Origin of the sequence: Spiroplasma syrphidicola EA-1 (genome assembly GCF_000400955.1) — a bacterium.
In the GTDB taxonomy this organism is placed as follows: Bacteria; Bacillota_I; Bacilli_A; order Mycoplasmatales; family Mycoplasmataceae; genus Spiroplasma; species Spiroplasma syrphidicola.
This window is the reverse complement of the sequence record NC_021284.1, coordinates 127054-146919: the sequence shown is the minus strand read 5'-3', so window position 1 is coordinate 146919 and position 19866 is coordinate 127054. Positions and strand designations below refer to the sequence as shown.

Here is a 19866-nt window from a genome sequence, read left to right as displayed (position 1 = left end):
ATCTTTTAAAAAATTGGTGGTGTTGAAATTCATAAAATTTCTGCCACATCATTTGTAACATTCTTTAAATAATGTTGATTATTGCCATATAAATAAAAACTATCGTACGGATTGGCCCGTTGGGTCCTTGATCCAGAAACAACTTCAATGCTGCCTTTTAAAACATAACCAAAAATTTCCCCTTCAAATGGTAATAGTCTTTGCGACTCTCCATATGGTTTTAATGATAATAAAATTGGCTCTAACTCATTAACATGGGCATTTGGGACAAGTCATTCAATAATATATTGTTCTTGTTCAACAACATAACGATCTTCTGGTTTGTAGACAAACTGGCGATTTTTCTCTTGCTTAAAAAAATCCCCTAAAGTTGTTCCCAGGACTTCCAAAATATTTTGTAAGGTCTCAATACTTGGGGAGGAAATATCACGTTCTAATTGACTAATATAACCTTTTGTCAATTCACAACGGTTCGCTAGTTCTTCAATTGTTAAATTATTTTTTTGACGCAATAATTTTAATTTTTCTCCTAACCCCATCTTTTTACTCCTTTGTTTACTAATACTAAACTTTTTGTTTGTAATAAACTTACTTGTTAATTATAAAAAAAAACAAAAAAATATCAATACTTTTCAAAAGATTTTTTTGTTTTTTATAAATATTTAAAATAATAATTAATTATTGTTGAGTTTATTAAGTTGTGGAATCTTATCATTTCATTGTTTCATCAATACCTTAACATTATCGTCAAAGTTTTTTTGGTTTGCAAATTCCCCACTGATATAATTGCCGGTAAAATAAACTAATCCTACCAATAAAATACTAATCCCCGCTAAAGTAACAAACAAAATAATAACTGTTGTTTTTAACATTTCAAGATTAAAGTTAACAATTGGCATATTTCAATCAATGGCAACCCCATTAAAAATCCCAATTTGTTTTAAAACCGCACTATGAAGCCCAAATTGAACAATAAAGCCACTAAAAGCATTAATTGCTGAGAAAAAACCAGTAATTGGTCGATTTTTAACACGCGAATTCCACATAATAATTAAACTAAATAAAATCCCTAATAACGCTCCTAAAACAAAGCCATTTAAAATTTGTAATACCAAATATAATTCTGCAATTTGAACTGTCCCAATTAAAAGAAAGTAACCAGCTCAAATGGCAAAGGCCCCAACTAAGCTATTTTTAATCCCAAATTTTTTAACCACTAACGGATAAATAAGAATTGCCCCTAAGCCCTGACCAATTCATCAGATTTGTTGGGAAAAATGAATAAAACGTTGAATAGCTTCGAAACCAAAGCCGCGTTTATTTAAATTCTGAACAATTATTAGGTTTAATAGATCACCTTGACTAAGTTCGCGCAAAATTGCGACAATAAAAATTAATAGCAGAATAATTCAAACCTTACTTCATTTAAACGGACTAATCACAGCTAAAGTTTTTGTATCAAAAGCCCCAAGATATAATTTTTTTTCTTTGATAAAAAAACTACAGCTAAATGAAATTAATAATACCGCTAGCATTATCGAGAAAACTACTGAATGAAAAGTTGTCTGATTTGTAATAGTTCCTTTTAATCCTAAAAAAATGCTATTCCCCGTCATACCAGCTAATCCAACCGCGGGTAAAACACTAGCTGATGTTAAAAACGGATTACTTTGTTGTAAAAACTGTTCATTAAAAAATAAAAATCATAATGAATTTGTCGAAATTCCAAACCCAAAAGCTAGCGCAGCAAAAATTAAGGCTCCCAAGTTTTTTGGAAAAACTAAGAGCGAAATAATGGCAACGGCAAGCAAAAAATATGAACAATAAAACCAAACTTTCCGTGATTTTAATAACCCTGTAATTCAAGAAGCCGGAATAAAAAAAATTGCGGCATAGAATAAACTACTAACTAATAAAATTAAACCAAAATTAGTGATGTTTTTTAAAATATCAAAACTAATAAAATTATAATTTAAGTTTAAAACAATTGATAAAGCTAATCAAAAAGCAAAATGTTGTAAAATAAAAATTCATTGTTGGAATTGATTAAACCTTCTTTTCCCTAACACAATAAAATATCCGACAACTAAAAAAAGCGAAACAAGCGGAAATAAAATTAAACTATCTCAATTACTCATTTATATTAATAACCATTATTTAACTTTAACGTGTTTTTCGATTGCTTTTGCAACCCCTGATTTTTTATGATGAGCAGTGACATCATTGGCAATTGCTTTTACTTGTTTCTTAGCATTTCCCATCGCAATTCCTAAACCTGCTCATTTTAACATTTCAATATCATTTGAACCATCACCCATTGCAATTACTTCTTCGGGGGCAATATTATATTTCTTCGCAATAAATTCTAACGCATGTTTTTTATCACTTGTCACCGGACAAATTTCTAAATTTAAATTACTTTTTGAAACATAAGACCAATCAAAAACGTTACATTCAAAATTATTTTCAATTGTTTTGCGAAATGATAGAACATTTGCTTTTTTTCCACTAATAACAAATTTATAAATTTGATCATTAAAATTTTCAACTTGTGAAAAAAGTTTTGTTTTCCGACGAGTATGAAAACTCATTCATTTAACCATTAAACTACTTTTATTATTGATATATGCTAACTTATCATTTGCAACAGAATATGCTCATAATGATACTTTGTCTTTTTTTGCTTGCTCAAAAAAAGTAACTGCTTCTTGTGTTTCAAAATAATTATGTTTAATAATTTTATCATTTTTAACATCATAAATAACTGACCCATTAAAACTAACAACAGGCATATTATATTCAGCTAAATTAAGTTTTTTAATAACTTTACGCATAGCCCCTAAACTACGCCCTGTTGCAATAACAACTTTAATATCATTTTCTAATGCTCACTTAATTGTACGTTGATTTTTTTTTGAAATTTTATTGTGACTTTTAACTGTTGTTCCATCTAAGTCTAAGGCAATTAACTTGTATTTTTGCATCACTTTACTCCTTGTTTCTTTCTATCAGTATAACGAAAAAACTATTCAAAAGATAGATATTTTGCTAAATCATGAATTTTATCTAATTGTTCTCACGGCAATTCTTGATGACCGCGGCCAAAATGACCATATACCGCTGTTTGACGATAAATTGGTTTATTTAAGTGCAATTTTGTAACCATTTGCTGGGGACGGAAATCAAAATTTTCCTTAATTGCTAAAAGAATCGTATCGTTAGGAACACGATTTGTGCCAAATGTTTCAACAAAAATTGAAATTGGTTCTGAAATTCCAATCGCATATGATAATTGAATTTCACAACGATCAGCTAACCCAGCGGCAACAATATTTTTAGCAACATAACGGGCCATATATGCTCCACTACGATCAACTTTTGTTGCATCTTTTCCAGAAAAAGCCCCTCCACCATGACGAGCACTACCACCATAAGTATCAACAATAATTTTGCGGCCAGTTAAGCCAGTATCCCCTTTTGGTCCTCCAATTACAAAGCGACCAGTTGGATTAATTAATACTCTGAAATCCAAATTTAAGTGATAATCATTAACGACTGGTTTCATAATATTTTCTTGAATATAGTTTTTAAAAGCTCCTTCATCAAGATCATCATCATGCTGAATTGACATTAATATCGTATCAATCACTGGATGATGAGGATCTGTTAAATCTAATGTTACTTGCGATTTCATGTCTGGACGAGCCCCAATAAATTCTTTCTTTAACCGTAATTCACTAGCGCGACGAACTAAATCATGGGCAATCGAAATTGCTAACGGCATATAATTAACTGATTCATTTGTTGCATAACCAAACATAATTCCTTGGTCTCCAGCCCCAAAACGATCAACACCAAGGGAAATATCAGGTGATTGGGTGTTAACTAATACTTTAATTTCACAATTATTGCCATCAATTCCTCACTCATCATTGTCATAACCTATTTCGGTTAAGACCTTTCTTGCAATTTGGGCATAATCAACTTTTGCGGTTGTTGTAATTTCTCCCCCAATTAGTAAAAAATTAGAAGTAATAAAACATTCACATGCGACACGAGCATTGGGGTCTTGGCGTAAACATTCATCTAAAATTGCATCTGAAATTTGGTCACAAATTTTATCAGGGTGACCCGCTGAAACAGATTCTGAGGTAAACAAAATTTTATTTTCCATATCATTTTCCTTTCTAAAATAAAAACCACATTAAATAATAATGTGGACTAAATATGATTCTTAAGCATTATAATTAGGGTTTTTCTTTTTCGTAGAATCCAACTAATAAGTCTTATTGATAGCAATCATATCGCCCTGCTAAAAGCACCTTCTAAATATAGGGTTGCTAGTGGATCATCGTTTAGCATACTAACCACTTCAAAATAAGTTTAGTTGTCATAAAACAACAAATTAATTATATCGTAAAATTAAAAAAAGAAAAAAGTAACTTTAAAATATTTTAATAAATTTAAATAAAAAATCGGGGGAACCTGATTTTTTATTTAAGATACTCTCCCATCTTTTCCATAATTGCTTGCTGATTGTTTTTCCCATTATTATTTGCAAATAAATATTGGTATTCCTCTTTTGTTAAGAAAACTTCAACGTTCGGATTTTTAACTTTCATAAGTTCTTTTGCTTGATAAAACCGATTATTAGTATTTGTAATTAGCAACGTGGGAATTTGTAAAGCATTAAACTCTTTTGCTAAATAGACATTTTTACGGTGAAACCGTAAAATTTGATTTAGATAATAACGATTTGGTTCTTTGGCCCTTGCAGTTAAAAATTCTTCGTTATTAGTAAACACTTTATAATCAATTTTAACATTAATTGTTAAGCGGCTATTAAAGAAGAAACCTCAGACTAAAGCAATTTTACTTGCGAGTGAAAACTTAATTACTTTTTTATTAGTAACTGGATTTAATAAAATTAGACCCTTTATAAATTTATTCTTTTTAAGAATTGTTTGACCCAGAAAGCAGCAATAACCCTCTAATAATAAAACTATTTTTTTGTCTTCATATTTATTACTTAAAGCCAATAAGGCATCATTAATATCTTTAATTAACATTCCCAAATCTTGAATTTTTATTCCATCTTTTGTTACCAGTATTCGCTGATCAAATGTAATAACTGCTGTTCCTGTTTGTAATTGTTTATTATTAACAAGGGATTGAAAATCTTCTTTTTTGCCATAAATATCATGCACTGCCAAAATAATTGTTTTTGTATCAGCTGTAATTGTTCCTAAGGTCGCTAATTGGTAGTGATCGCTGGCAATAAATCACTTATCTTTAATATATTCTGGTAATTGTAAATCTTGTTCTTTGCGTTTTTTACCAAAAAACAAACGGAATCTTCAAATTAAATAAATTAATAATATGAAAATTACAACAGCTAAAATAATTGCCCATAAATAGCCATTAATTAATAAATTTTTCATTAGTGGTAATCCTCATCATCATGTAAATGAATTAGAATTCGCTCAATTTTTTCAGCTTTATTATTATCTTCATTAATTGTAATCACAACCCCTGAAAAAATTAAATCCGATAAATCTTCGGAAGGAGTAAAGCGAGCTGGTAAGCCTGTTTTTTCCTTTGTAATAACTTCTTCTGGTTTTGCCCCAATGATTGAGTTAAAACTACCACACATTCCCAAATCGGTAATATAGGCTGTCCCTTTTGGTAAAATACGATTATCCGTTGTTTGAACATGGGTATGAGTACCAACTAAAGCCGTAATTTTACCATCAAAATTTCAAGCAAATGCTAATTTTTCGGCACTTGCTTCAGCATGAAAGTCAACTAAATGAATATCACAATTATCATTAGCAATAATTTCTTCAAAAATTGGATATGGATTATCAACATGATCCATAAAACTACGTCCCATTAAGTTAGTTACCCGGACTGTTTTATTATTTACTGTTACAACAACTGTCCCTGGTCCAGGTGTATATAAACTCATGTTAGCAGGTTTTAACAAGTCGCCAACTTCATCAATATATTTACTAACTTCACTATTCTTAAAAATATGATTACCTGAAGTAAAAACACTAACTCCGATATCTTTTAGTTCATCATAATGTTGACGTAAAATTGATTTACCGTGGGTCACATTTTCCGCATTAGCCACAACTAAATCAATTTGATATTCTTGCACTAACTGTGGTAAAACTTTTGAGACAACTATTCTTCCCGCACGGGCAAAAATATCTCCAATCATTAAAACTTTCATTCCTGTTTTCTCCTATTCACTATCAATGGCTTGTAATTCCAAAATGATTTTCTCATATTCTGCCATATTTTTAAATTTCTGATATATTTCATCACGTTGCTGTTGTTTTTTTAATAAGTGTAGTCCATTTTCAAATTTATTTAAGGCAACTGTAATTTTTAACAATGAATCATAAACAGCATTACGGCTAACCCCTTTTTCATCAGCAATTTCACTTAAAGAATAATCATCAAAGAAATATTGTTCAAAATAATTTTGTTGTTTTTCTGTTAACAATTGATGATATAACTCATACAACATCACTAGGTGATTTGATTTTTCTAAATCTTTCATCTTAGTCCTCTTCATCTTCATCTAAAAATAAGTCTTTTGTTAAATTATAAATATATTGTTCAATGTCAAATTCTTGTAAATCATCTGGTTGTTCACCTAACCCAATTAATTTAACTGGAATATTTAATTGATCTTTAATTGCCAAGACAACACCACCTTTGGCTGTCCCATCCATTTTAGTTAAAACAATCCCTGTTACATCAGTTACTTCTGAAAAAGTTTTTGCTTGCGAAACACCATTTTGACCAGTAACAGCATCAATTACTAATAATGTTTCATGGGGAGCATCCGGAATTGCTCTTTTAATAATTCGATTAATTTTTTCTAATTCATTCATTAAATTAACTTTATTTTGTAATCTTCCAGCTGTATCAATGATTACAATATCATAGTTTTCTGCTTTGGCCTTTGTAATACCATCAAAAATTACACTAGCTGGATCTTGGCCAACTTTATTTGGTGTAACAATTTCAGTCTTTAATCGTTGGGCTCATTGGTTTAATTGTTCTACCGCCCCAGCTCGGAAGGTATCCCCTGCCACTAATAAAACTTTTTTATTTTCTTTCATAAACTGCTGAGTTAATTTTGATATTGTTGTTGTTTTACCAGCCCCATTAACACCAACCATTAAAATAACATTTAGTCGATTATCTTTAATATTTAATTTATTTTGTTTACTTTTTGGGTCATCATACAAATCCATGATTACTTTCACTAAATAATCATTTGTTTCATCAATACTCCAACCTTTTTGTACCTTTTTGCGAATTGCATCAGTAATTTGCAAGGTCATATTAATTCCCATATCACTTGTAATTAAAATTTCTTCTAACTCTTCTAAATAAGCATCATCATAAGTTTTATATTTGCTAGCTAGTTTCTTAATATTAGAGGAAAAAGATAACCTTGTTTTTTGTAAGGCCTTTTCTAATTTTTGTTGTTTTTTTTCTTCGCGACGTTCTTTTAGTTTTTGAAAAAAAGCCATAATTATCATCCTATTCTATTTAATAAAATTATTGTAATTAAATTATAACAATAAAATAGTTGTTAAATTATAATTTAACAACTATTTTAAATAAATCTTTATTTTTAAAAGCATGGTAGGCTGTTAAAACATCATCCTTACCATAAACCTGACTGACAATTTTGTGTGGAGCAATTTCTTGGCTTTCAATTTTAGCTAATAACTCTGGTAAAGTATAAACATTTAAAATTCCGGTATGAATTGTAATATTTTGATACCATAATTCATTAAGGAAGAATTTAACTGGGTTTTTAAAAACACCAATAGTAATTAACATCCCATTAAATCCCAATAATTGTTGGGCTGCTTCAAATGTTCCGCGATCATTACCTACACATTCAACAACTAAATCATATTTTTTCTGATTAGTTTCATCAATTGTGGTAAATGTTTCGTAAGCCCCATTGGCTTTAAAGAAATCCAATTTTACTTGGTGGTGACCATAAATATCAACTTTAACTTTGTTATTTATTAAAAATAAGAATGTTGATAAGCCAATTGGCCCATCCCCAATAATTGCTGCTGTTTTAACTTTTGTAAAATCAACTTTTTTAATAACATTTTCATAAGCAGTTGGTAAGACATCACTTAACATCACTACATCTTCTAATGCTAAATTAGTAGGAATTTTAATAACACTATTTTCTCCATATGGGACACGAACATACTCAGCGTGGGTTCCATTTTCTGATGTTCCTAAAATAAAGCCCCCATTTTGACAATTAGCATAATTTTGGCTAGCACAGTCAGAACAATTATTACAGTGAATAATACATCCAACAGCAACACGATCGCCAATTTTTAAAGTTGTAACAGCGTTCCCAACGGCACTAATTACCCCAACTGCTTCATGACCCATAATTGTATTTGCTTTAACACTATCATCTTCACCAAGATATGGGCGATAGTCAGCGTGGGAAAAAGTAAACCCTTCTACTTTAACAATAATATCTGTTGGGTTAATAATTTCTGGGTTAGCAACTTCCGCTCACTCAATTTCGCCTTTTTTACGATAAACTAATGCTTTCATTTTTTCATAAACCTTTCTTTTCATATAATAATTTGTGCTTTTATCATAGCATAAATTAGCAAAAAGAAAAAAAGGAAATTAACATTTCTTAAAAAGTTAATGTTCCCTTTTCAATTTTCTCTTTTATTTCTAAATCAATTAAATCAGAAAATAGTTTTTGACGTGGCATTTTAATACTAAAATACTGACGAGCATTTTTACGAATTTGTTCTTGTTTTTCAAAAGAAATATTTTTAAATAGTCAGGCATCAGTACAAAACGCTAAATTATTAAACATAACAACTTCCGCCGCATAGTTTTCCGCTAATAAAACACAATCAGTTTTAGTAGTTTGATCAAAGGGCACTAAAAATTCTTCTTCTAATTCGCTAATCATTTCAAGCGATGGATCATTTGCTGCCCCAATTGCAATTTTTATTTCTTTGGCAGCATTATATTTTTCATATAAACTATAATTAATAATTTTAATTGTTGTATTAATGTAACTGATTATATCAATTAAATAATCTAATTGCCCCTGATCACTATATAATGCTAAATAAATATCTTGATGACGTTTAAAACCAACTAATTTATCTGATTCTTGTAAAGCTTTAGTAATAATCTCATCAATACTTTCAAAAATTCAGGCATCTTCTGGTTGTGAATAAAACTTTTTTAATTCTTTGCGATTAATTAAGCGCACAACAATTGAAGAAAATGACTGTTCTGGATTTTCACGAGTATAAAAAGATGGTAATTCAATATTAGAAAGTGCTACCCGGTTACGGTACTCATCTAATTTATCTTTACTATAAACATGTTCTTTTAAAATTTCTATCGTTTGATCTGGATTCCAATGCATTAAGACTATCTCCTAAAGTTTCTCTATATATTATACTACATTCCGAAGCCTAAATAAATCCTTTATTTATAATTACTAAAGACTTATCGTCCCCGGGTTTTATTTTGTTGTAAGCGATAACGTTCATTATCCCGTTCTTTAATTGCTTCACGTTTATCAAATAATTTTTTCCCCCGTGCTAAACCAATCTCAACTTTGACATAATTATGTTTAAAATATAATTTTAAGGGGATAACAGTTAGTTTTTCTAATTTTATTTTTTGCATAATCTTTTTAATTTCTCGGCGATGCAATAATAATTTCCGCGTGCGGTCAGCATCAGGGACATAAGACGTGGCAAATTTATATTTAGCAATAACCATATTAATAATATATGCTTCATTTTTTTTCAAAATAACAAATGCTTCATTAATTGATGCTTCATTATTACGAATTGATTTAATTTCACTACCTGTTAAGACAAGACCAGCTTCAAATGTTTCAAAGATTTCATAATTAAAACGGGCTTTTTTATTAACTGTAATAATATACATCTTACTTCCCTCCTGTTATTTACCACGAACTAGTTCAAAATCAATTTGGCGTAATTTTTTATTCGCATTTTTAACTTTAATTTTTAATTTTTGTCCTAAAAAATATTCTTTCCGTGTATGTTCACCAATTAATTTTAAAGTTTTCTCATCAAAACGATAATAATCACCTTTTAAATCACGAATATGAACTAACCCTTCAATTGTATTTTCTAATTCCACAAAGATTCCAAACCCGGTAACTCCTGAAACAATCCCTCAATAATGATTGCCAATTTTGTCTTCCATATATTCGGCTTCTTTCATCTTGTTCACTTCCCGTTCACAATCCATCGCTTTTTGTTCACAAATTGTTGATTGTTCACTGGCAAAACTAACAACTTTACGTGTATCTTCAAGAATTTTAGCCCCAACTTGATGACGTAATAAATATTGTTTTAGTAAGCGGTGCACTAGTAAATCTGGATAACGGCGAATTGGCGAAGTAAAATGAGTATAACATGTTGATGCTAACCCAAAGTGGCCATCATTAACTGGACTATAACGGGCCTTCTCCATACTTCTTAAAAATAAAGCTGATAAGACCTTAAAATTATCATAGTTCTTTAATTTTTCTAAAATTGTTTGAATATCTTTCGCATGAATATTTTCCAATTTTCCTTTAATATTTAATCCTAATAATGATAACTGTTCATATAAGTCTCGTAGTTTTTTCTCTTTTGGTTGTTGATGGACACGATAAACAAAGGGTAAATCCATTCAAAAAATTGTTTCCGCGACTGTTTCATTTGCGCGAATCATAAAGCTTTCAATTAATTTTTCTGCTTCACCACGTTCACGGGGAACAATTGCCTCAATTTTACCACTTTCATTGGTAATAAATTTTGGTTCATCTAAATCAAAATCAAGTGATCCATCATTATGTTTTCGCCGCGCTAAAACTTGGTATAATTCTCGTGCTACTTTTAGCATTCCTTGCACTTCGATACTAATTTCAGTTGGTTGATCATTAAAAAACTTATTAACATTATTATAAGTTAAACGCGCTTTTGTTTTAATATACCCTTCATAAATTTCTGAATTTAAAACTTTTCCTTCGCGTGAAATTTCCATTTCACAACACATTACCAATCTAATTTCATTTGGGTTTAATGAACAAACCCCATTACTTAATTTTTCTGGTAACATTGGCACAACCCGGTCAATTAAATAAACTGAGCAACCACGGCTTAACGCCTCTTGGTCCAGCATTTTGTTTTCTTTAACATAATGGGCAACATCGGCAATTGCTACTTTTAAGAGATAAGTATCATTTGCTGTTTTAGTAACACTAATAGCATCATCTAAGTCTTTCGCATCATCACCATCAATTGTAACAATAATATCTTTCGTTAAATCACGGCGACAAGTCAATTCTTCTGGGGCAGCTAGAAAACTTGCGACATGGTTAGCTTCTTCTAGCACTTGTGGTTCAAAATGTGTTTTAATATTAAATTCATAAAGAACAGCCAAAATATCAGCGCCTGGCTGATTTAAATTTCCAATAATTTCGGTTACTTTAACCTCAATAATATTTTTTTTCGGACTAAAATTAGTGATTACCCCTTTGACAATTTCATTTTCTGAATATTGTTCTGGATTAATAATTACACCACGATATTGTTGCAATTTTGCATTTAGAATTTCTAAGCTCTGTTGATTTTCTTTATTTTTTCGAATTACTCCAACAACATATTCTGTTTTTCGCTTAATTACTTTAACAATTTCTGCCTCAACTTTTTTACTTTTATCAAGGTTATTATTCTTTTTTAAACGAAAAATAACTTCATCATTATCTAATGCATCTTTTAAATCTTTTTGACCAACATAGTATTCTTCTTGTTGATTATTAATCCGAACAAACCCAAAACCTTTTTTATTAATTAAAACAACACCTGTCAAATATATTTGCGGATCTAAATAAGAAAAACTGTTATTATTATTAACTAAAATAAGATGTTCATTTTCCATCTCCACCAATGTTTTTAATAATGTTTTTGTCTCATCAATATTATTTAATTGTAAAAACTCGGCAATTTCAATTGAACTTAAAGCTCTTTTTTGTTCTTTTAAAACCCTAATAATTTTTTCTTTCATTTTTAACCAACGCCCTCCCGCAAAGTAAAAAAGAGACTAGGTAATCTCTTTGCAAATATTCTTTCAACTTATTTTAATAAAATATGCGTTAGTAGCGCAATAATTAAGGTAACTACAAATAAAGAAATTCCAAAGCTTAACATAAAAATTGACAGTGTTCGATCTAGCCCTCTTTCTTTTGTGTTAGCAAATAATTCATCATTACCCCCATTTAAGGCACTAAGACCTGTTTGGGCTTTTTTATTTTGCAATAAGCCTATTACAATCATTACAATTGAAATAACTAAAGCAATAATTTCAAAGACATAGATGGTAATATTGGCAGCTTCACGATCAGCAATAGCTAGGAACATTTGAGTACTAAAATTCATTGTAATTATCCTTCCTTTATCAAATACTATAATAATATTACTATAAATTTTAAATAAAAAATACTAAATCAAGAAACTTTTCTGAAACTATTATCCCTCATTTACAGTTATTTAATAACTTCTTTTGTGACATACTCACTTGTAAAACAATTCAAAATTGCTAAATAATCTAAATCAAATTCAACAATATCGCCAACTTTTAAATCACTATTACAATTTGTTAAATCAAGAATAGTATGATCACTTGATTGGCCAATAACTTGGATGCTTTTATCAATTGGTACTAATCGTTCAAATCCAACATCTTGACGTCCTAAAGCAATAATCGCCTTTTTACGAATCCCAATATCTTCAAATTGAATTTCTTCACCAAAAGCATTCAAACCTTTTTTTCCTCAACTAGCACTTGGCTTTTGTTGCAATTCAATAATTTCTGCTTGTAATTTAAAATTATTTTGTTGTAAAAAAGGTATTGGTTCATCATTTAATCCAATTCCACATAGCAACGCTGAACCACTACGAATTTGATTAATTCCTTTTGGCATTTTCGGATCATCTCAAATTGAAATATGTGAAGAATTACCACAACTAATAATTGGTAATTTAATTTTGAATTGTTCTTCTAATGTTTGTCTTAAGTCATCCAATTTTTGTAATTTACTTAATTCTGGAACTGTCGCCCCAAAGCAGGCAAAATTAGTTCCCAATCCAACTAATTTAACTTTTTCAAATTCACTTACTCTTGCCACTGTTTGATTGATAACGGCTAAATCTCAAATTCCTTCCCGAATATCACCCAATTCAATCATTAAAATTACTTCATAATTTTTATTCTGTTGCTTTGCTGCTTGTTCTAATAATTCTAATGTTGATAATTCAGAAATTAAGCAAATATCTGAATATTTAATAACATCATCAACTTCACTGGGCATTGGAATTCTTAGCAACATTTTTTTAGCATCAACATTTACCATTTTCTTTAAATTAGCAATTCGAGAATCACCTAAATAATTCAAACCATTATTAACCAAAAAATTAATAACATCTAAATTACCTGCCACTAGCTTTACAACTCCAACTAAATCAAGATTACGACTTTGACACGCTTCCTGTAATTTTTTTAAATTACTAACAATATTTTTTTGATTTACAGTTATTTTTGGATACATTTCTTTTTTTTCCTCTCTCAACATGATATTTTAATCTAATGTGATATTTGTACGATTATAATCTATTAATAATTTTAATGCAAACTACTAATTTAAATTATTATAGCACTGGGCACAAACTTCATCCGTTAAACTAATATTATTTAAAATAATTTCCATTTTATTGTTTTCATCTAACAATTGGTGGCAGGTTTTACAAATAATACTATTTTCAAAATAATCTTTATATCGTGTTACTAATTGAGTTTTAATTCAATTTTCTTCAGATGATTCTAGATATTTTTTCATTATCAAATTAGCATTTTCAATAAATTCTTTATCACTTCAATTAATCTTACTATTAAACTTATTTTGAAATAAATCCCCGACAATTTCAATTAAATCATCATCACTAATTTCAATTTCATATTTTTGATTTTTCTTAATATTATATAAGAAATATCTAAAATTTTTACCTTTATATTCAGGTGAATTTTCAATTAAATATTTATATAAAACGACTTGTAAAAAATGTTCTGGTTTAATTTCATTAACAAATTTAAATTCAAAAACAGCATTTTGGTCTAAATCAATACAGTCAACAAAACCAACTAATTCTTTTCCCAAAAGTTCTTTATTTTGTTTGTCATCCCCTTGCACTGAGAATTTTTTTTCAAAAATAAGATTTTTCCCAACTTGATCATCAATTAATTTGGTAATTTTATTAAACTCAGCATCACTAATTCAATTAAATTTTTCTTCTGGGATTTGTGTTAATTTAACACTATACATTTCAAGATAAGTATTTCATATCGCTGACAGATATAGAATGTCTTGCGCTATCCATTTGTCTTGATTAATTAATTTTGTAATAAAATCAGCATGTTTTATTAAAACAGGTAATTCTTTTTTTAAATATTCAAAATTATTTTTAATTTGTGAATCTAGTATTTGTAGTGGGGCAATAATATTTCCTGAAGGAGTAATTTGTTTTTGATAATAAATCAAAGCCGCTTGACCTGTAATGCTTGAAACATTCTCCCTATACTGAATTCCCTTTTTACTTTTTAATTCTAGGGTATTGCGAATTGTTGTAAATAAACCTTGATCATTATTAATTAAAATAGTATTTTTAATTTTATCTTTTACAGCAGTAATAATTTTACTATTTAGATTCTTAATTAATTTTGTTACGCTAATTGTTGGACTTGCTTCAGTAACTTCAAGGCCCTTAAATTCTTTTTTAAAAGCTTCGTTAAATTTAGCTTCAATAGTTTCTCCTCCATAAATAGAAAATTTGGCAAAATCCTTAATTCTATCTTTTTGTAAAAAGGGTAACGGTCCATTTTCATAATGATGGACAATAAATAACTTTTCAAGAGCTCTTGATAAAGCTACATATAAAATATTATTTGGTAACAAGGGGTTTTGCTCTTTAGCATAATATTTAAAAAATGCTATGTCAAACCCTAATACAAAAACTACTTTTCGTTCTAACCCTTTTGCTTGGTGAAAAGACGAAAAAACTACTTTGTTCTTCAATTCTTCTTGATCTAATTTTTCTTCATCATTATTTGGTGTATAGACTAAAATTCCTTGACTTGATAAATTGTTGGCCAATTTTTTAGCTGGTGAACTTTTTGATTTTACAGAATATGCTAAAATAAAAACATTTTCTGCCCCGTATTTTTCAACCGCTTCAATAACCTTTTTTGTCAGATCTTTATCACCAAAAGAATTACAAACAATGTATTCAACAGCTTCTGGTTTTTTAATATTTGATTTCATAATTATTTTATTATAAAAAACATTATTAATAAAATCTGTTGTTTCTTTATTAACACGATAACTTTCTGATAAATTACACTCTTTCCAATCTCTTTTATTAAACTTAAATAATAATTCTGCCTTTTCCAAATATCTTGAATCTGCAAAATTATATTCATATATTGATTGGTTTTTATCTCCTAAAATACATAACTTAAAATCTTGTTTATTTAGTGAGATAATTCTACAAGTAAATTCATACAATAACGGCGTTAAATCTTGTGATTCATCAATTAAAATTAAGTCAAAATTAATATTAATTTTAGGCTGTAAATTATTTTTAATAATGTTATGAATTCCTTCATCATCATAACAGTTTTCTTTAAAAAATTTCTTCCCAAAGGAATGAAAAGTTCTTACTTCTAAATTATCTATCCCTAGTTTTTCTTTTTTTAATTTTGTCTCATCCATTAATTTACGATTATAAGTTAATAATAGGATTTGTTTATCTTTAAATTTTTTAGCAATATGCAGGGCTGTTGTAGTTTTACCACTACCTGCAACTGCTTGAACTTTCACATTATAATTTTCTAAAGCTTCTAAAACTTTAGTTTGTTCTTCAGAAGCTGGTTTTAAAATACTTGCTTTAACATTATCGCTTAAATTTATCATTGATAATGAAGAATCTTTAATTTTATCATTTCTGGTTAATTGAACTGGAACAATGCTATTAAACCATTTTTCTGCAGCATCACGAGAAAAAAACGGCTGATATTCTGCCTTTTTAAAGCCTTCAATTTGGGCTTTGCATTCTTCTCATGTTGCATAAATCCCTGGTGTTTTGCCTACCTTAACTGCATAAAATATGTTTTTAATACCCATTAAATTACCTCATTTTTTCTATTTTTTAATAAAATAATAATGCTAGTATTTAAAAAATAAATATTATTTTTTGTCTGCTTTAATTATACAATAAATTAAATTTAAAAATTACTTTATCATTTTTGTTAAGTAATCACTAATGCCCCCAACATTATTACTACTTGTTACAGCATATGCTAATTTTATAACTTCCAGAGAAGAATTTTCCATCGCAATTGCATAGGGAAAGGTTTTAAAAACAGATAAATCATTATAATTATCCCCAAAATACAGAACATTATTTTTTGTTAATTTTAAATGATATTTTTTATTTAAAACTGTTAATAAATTAACAATCCCTTCACTTTTGCTAGCATAGCAACTGACAATATCACAGCTAGTTGCTGATAATTTTTCAACTTTAATTGCGGGGATTTCATTAAGTAAAACTAATACTTTATCAAAGACTTTTTCACTTGGTGCATACATTACAATCTTATAACCAGTTCGATAGTGTCGAGGCTTAAATAATACTGCCCGTTTAGCTCCGTCTAAAAAAGCCCCCGGAGTTAATTTACTATTAAAATAATCCTTATCACTAAAATAAATTACTTTTGAACGATGATAAAGTAAATTAAAATTACAATTATTAGCTAATAAAATATCGGTGACAGCTTTAATCGCTTTTTTGGGGATTACAATCCTTTTAACAGTCTTGTTTTTCTGCAAATCATAAATAATTGCGCCATTAGCCCCAATCACATATCCTCCATATTTTTTAATTTCAATTAGTTCACTATATTCATTAAATCCCATTGGCATTCTCCCCGAAGCAATCGAGACAAAATAATCGTTGGCTTGAAGGTTTTTTAAAATTTCTGCTGTTGCTGGAAGAACTGTTCGTTGATCTGTTAGCAGCGTCCCATCAATATCAGTTACAATAACCTTAATTGAATCTTCGTTAATCTTTAGTTCCATTATTCCCCTAAGTGTGGAAAAATTTCTTTTTCCAAAAAATCAGCAATTCCGGCATTATTATTATCTAAAGCAGTTACTTTTCAAGCCACTTCTTTTAATTCCGCCGTCGCATTACTTAAAGCCACACCATATTTTGCATTCTTAATCATTTCATAATCATTCATTTGATCACCAAAACAAAGAATTTCGTCTGTTGCAATATCAATTCCTTCTCCCCGTAAAATTTCTAGGAGACGAATAATCCCTTCTCACTTATTAACATTTTTAGGAATTATTTCAATATAACCATATCCTGTTTTTTCAGTACGTAATGTTTCACTAACCGCTACTTGTTGGCGTAATCAGTTTTGTTTTTCGTGATCACTTGTTGCCACAACAACTTTACGCATTTGAGGAATATTATTTCAATCAATAATTTTTGCTGTTAAAAATTTATAATCAAAGTAAAATAAATTATTGTCTAAAACATATTGGCTCGAAACATAGGCTAGATTTTCAGCAATTGGAGCTAAATAAAAGTCAGCTCCCAATTCTTTGACCAATTCCATTGCTCATTTTGTATCTTCTAGCGTTGCTTTTTCATCATAGGCAAAAGTATTATTGGCAATGTTATAAACTGCTCCCCCGTTCGCCCCAATTACATAATTAATATTTTTTGTAATATTTAATTCTTGGGCATATTTTCGTAACGCCCCTGGCACTCTTCCCGTTGCTAAAGTTACTAAAATACCTTTTTCTTGTAGTTTTTTTAATGCCGCAACATTAGCCCCCGGAATTTCTTTATCAACATTGCGAATTAAGGTTCCATCAATATCGCAAATCACCATTTTTATCATTTTATAATCCTCATTTCTATTTCCTTTATTTTAACTTTTTTTAACGAAACTTAACATCTTTTTTCCAATAAAAAAAGTCTTTTTGCAAGACTCTATTTAATCATACTAACTTCATCGGCAAGGATTTTTACTTGTTCTTTTTCAACTTGTAAAATTCCTCCGGAAATATTTAAGCGATATTCTTTATTATCAATTTTATAATGCATTTCTGATGGGACAATTGTTGAAACCAAAGGAACATGCCCATATAAAATCCCAATATAACCTGTTAAAATTCGAACTGTAACAATATCAACTGGTTCATCGACAATAATTCCTTGTGGCGTTGTAATTTTTAAAAGTATTTTTTTATTCATTACAAATTATTTTTTCATACTTTCTGCTTGTTTAATAACTTCTTCAATTGTTCCAACATATAGAAAGGCTTGTTCAGGAAGATCATCACATTTTCCCTCTAAAATTTCTTTAAACCCACGAATTGTTTCAGCAACAGGAACATATTTCCCAGCTTTCCCTGAAAACTTCTCAGCAACATGGAAAGGTTGTGATAAGAAGTTACGGATTTTCCGAGCCCGAGCAACTGCTAATTTATCTTCATCACTCAATTCATCCATCCCTAGAATGGCAATAATTGATTGTAATTCTTTAAATTTTTGTAAAATTGCTTGCACCCCACGGGCAATATCATAATGTTCATCCCCAATTACTAATGGATCAAGTAACCGTGACGAACTTCCTAATGGGTCAACGGCAGGATAAATTCCTAACGCAGCAATTTCCCGGTCTAGAACAACCTTAGCATCTAAGTGTGTAAAGGTTGTTGCTGGCGCTGGGTCAGTTAAGTCATCAGCAGGAACATAAACAGCTTGAACTGAGGTAATACTTCCTTTTTTTGTTGAAGTAATTCGTTCTTGTAATGCTCCCATTTCTGTTGCTAATGTCGGTTGGTACCCAACCGCTGAAGGCATACGCCCTAATAAGGCTGATACTTCTGATCCCGCTTGGGTAAAACGGAAAATGTTGTCAATAAATAATAGCACATCTTGATTTTTATCATCACGGAAGTACTCGGCAATTGTTAAACCAGTTAAAGCAACACGCATACGAGCCCCAGGTGTTTCATTCATTTGACCAAAAACTAAAGCTGTTTTATCAATAACTCCAGCTTCAATCATTTCGTAGTATAAATCATTTCCTTCTCTTGTACGCTCTCCAACTCCGGCAAAAACAGAAATTCCTCCATGCGCTTTGGCAACGTTATTAATTAACTCTTGAACTAAAACTGTTTTACCAACTCCAGCTCCTCCAAACAACCCAATCTTACCACCTTTTGCAAATGGAACTAATAAGTCAACAACTTTAATTCCAGTTTCTAGAATTCCAGCTAGGGGTTCTTGTTCTTCATAACTTGGTGCTAAGCGGTGAATTGGCCGAGTTAATTTTGTTTTTGGGGCTGGTTTTTCATCAATTGGATCACCAAGAACATTAAACATTCTTCCCAATACTTCTTCTCCAACTGGAACGGTAATTGGTGCTTTCGTATCAATTACTTCTAGCCCTCGTACTAATCCTTCTGTTGGTCCTAACGCAATTGTGCGGACAATATCATCACCAATATGTTGAACAACTTCTAAGACTAATTTTTCGCCATGATTATCTAACTCAATGGCATTATATAATTTTGGTAAATACTCTTCACTAAAGTGGACATCGACAACTGGTCCTAAGACCTGTACTACTTTCCCGTTTTTATTATCCATTTTTTTCTTC

19 protein-coding genes are annotated in these 19866 nt (G+C 29.7%); all 19 read right to left on the bottom strand.

Annotated features, from left to right (window positions below; genetic code table 4):
- Window positions 1-5 precede the first annotated feature (5 nt).
- The 19 genes from SSYRP_RS00635 to atpD all read right to left on the bottom strand — a co-directional run bounded on the left by SSYRP_RS00635 (window position 6) and on the right by atpD (window position 19856).
- A complete protein-coding gene (locus SSYRP_RS00635; RefSeq protein ID WP_016340384.1) occupies window positions 6-539 on the bottom strand; it encodes a helix-turn-helix domain-containing protein in 534 nt (177 codons plus the stop codon).
- 135 nt (window positions 540-674) lie between these two features.
- Window positions 675-2138 (bottom strand): MFS transporter, encoded by a 1464-nt coding sequence (locus SSYRP_RS00630; RefSeq protein ID WP_016340383.1) that lies wholly within the window; start codon window positions 2136-2138, stop codon window positions 675-677.
- A gap of 15 nt (window positions 2139-2153) precedes the next feature.
- Window positions 2154-2984 (bottom strand): Cof-type HAD-IIB family hydrolase, encoded by an 831-nt coding sequence (locus SSYRP_RS00625; protein ID WP_016340382.1) that lies wholly within the window; start codon window positions 2982-2984, stop codon window positions 2154-2156.
- 41 nt (window positions 2985-3025) lie between these two features.
- Window positions 3026-4174, bottom strand: a complete 1149-nt coding sequence (metK, locus tag SSYRP_RS00620) for a methionine adenosyltransferase (RefSeq protein WP_016340381.1) — start codon at window positions 4172-4174, stop codon at window positions 3026-3028.
- Between the two features lie 319 nt (window positions 4175-4493).
- A complete protein-coding gene (locus tag SSYRP_RS00615) occupies window positions 4494-5441 on the bottom strand; it encodes a hypothetical protein (RefSeq protein WP_016340380.1) in 948 nt (315 codons plus the stop codon).
- Window positions 5441-6238, bottom strand: coding sequence for a TIGR00282 family metallophosphoesterase (locus tag SSYRP_RS00610; RefSeq protein WP_016340379.1), 798 nt, complete (start codon window positions 6236-6238; stop codon window positions 5441-5443). The genes SSYRP_RS00615 and SSYRP_RS00610 overlap by 1 nt, the downstream gene beginning before the upstream one ends.
- Window positions 6239-6250: 12 nt before the next feature.
- The gene (gene ylxM, locus SSYRP_RS00605) at window positions 6251-6571 is read right to left on the bottom strand and encodes a YlxM family DNA-binding protein (protein ID WP_016340378.1); all 321 of its coding nucleotides are present in this window, start codon (window positions 6569-6571) and stop codon (window positions 6251-6253) included.
- Between the two features lies 1 nt (window position 6572).
- On the bottom strand, window positions 6573-7556 hold the full coding sequence (gene ftsY / locus SSYRP_RS00600; protein ID WP_016340377.1) for a signal recognition particle-docking protein FtsY: 984 nt from the start codon (window positions 7554-7556) through the stop codon (window positions 6573-6575).
- Window positions 7557-7623: 67 nt separating this feature from the next.
- Entirely contained in the window at window positions 7624-8625 is a 1002-nt protein-coding gene (locus SSYRP_RS00595) for an alcohol dehydrogenase catalytic domain-containing protein (protein ID WP_016340376.1), read from the bottom strand.
- 88 nt (window positions 8626-8713) lie between these two features.
- Window positions 8714-9469, bottom strand: a complete 756-nt coding sequence (locus SSYRP_RS00590) for a hypothetical protein (RefSeq protein WP_016340375.1) — start codon at window positions 9467-9469, stop codon at window positions 8714-8716.
- An 83-nt stretch (window positions 9470-9552) separates the two neighbouring features.
- Window positions 9553-10002 (bottom strand): SsrA-binding protein SmpB, encoded by a 450-nt coding sequence (smpB, locus tag SSYRP_RS00585; RefSeq protein WP_016340374.1) that lies wholly within the window; start codon window positions 10000-10002, stop codon window positions 9553-9555.
- A gap of 15 nt (window positions 10003-10017) precedes the next feature.
- Entirely contained in the window at window positions 10018-12135 is a 2118-nt protein-coding gene (gene rnr, locus SSYRP_RS00580; protein ID WP_016340373.1) for a ribonuclease R, read from the bottom strand.
- A gap of 68 nt (window positions 12136-12203) precedes the next feature.
- Window positions 12204-12506 (bottom strand): preprotein translocase subunit SecG, encoded by a 303-nt coding sequence (gene secG, locus SSYRP_RS00575; RefSeq protein ID WP_016340372.1) that lies wholly within the window; start codon window positions 12504-12506, stop codon window positions 12204-12206.
- A 107-nt stretch (window positions 12507-12613) separates the two neighbouring features.
- The gene (locus SSYRP_RS00570) at window positions 12614-13675 is read right to left on the bottom strand and encodes an alanine racemase (protein WP_016340371.1); all 1062 of its coding nucleotides are present in this window, start codon (window positions 13673-13675) and stop codon (window positions 12614-12616) included.
- A gap of 87 nt (window positions 13676-13762) precedes the next feature.
- Window positions 13763-16303 (bottom strand): ribonuclease H1 domain-containing protein, encoded by a 2541-nt coding sequence (locus tag SSYRP_RS00565; protein WP_016340370.1) that lies wholly within the window; start codon window positions 16301-16303, stop codon window positions 13763-13765.
- 108 nt (window positions 16304-16411) lie between these two features.
- Window positions 16412-17260, bottom strand: a complete 849-nt coding sequence (locus SSYRP_RS00560) for a Cof-type HAD-IIB family hydrolase (protein ID WP_016340369.1) — start codon at window positions 17258-17260, stop codon at window positions 16412-16414.
- Entirely contained in the window at window positions 17260-18096 is an 837-nt protein-coding gene (locus SSYRP_RS00555; protein WP_016340368.1) for an HAD family hydrolase, read from the bottom strand. Before SSYRP_RS00555 ends, SSYRP_RS00560 begins: the two co-directional genes overlap by 1 nt.
- 92 nt (window positions 18097-18188) lie before the next feature.
- A complete protein-coding gene (locus SSYRP_RS00550; protein ID WP_016340367.1) occupies window positions 18189-18452 on the bottom strand; it encodes a FoF1 ATP synthase subunit delta/epsilon in 264 nt (87 codons plus the stop codon).
- A 6-nt stretch (window positions 18453-18458) separates the two neighbouring features.
- Window positions 18459-19856, bottom strand: coding sequence for a F0F1 ATP synthase subunit beta (gene atpD / locus SSYRP_RS00545; RefSeq protein WP_016340366.1), 1398 nt, complete (start codon window positions 19854-19856; stop codon window positions 18459-18461).
- Window positions 19857-19866 lie beyond the last annotated feature (10 nt).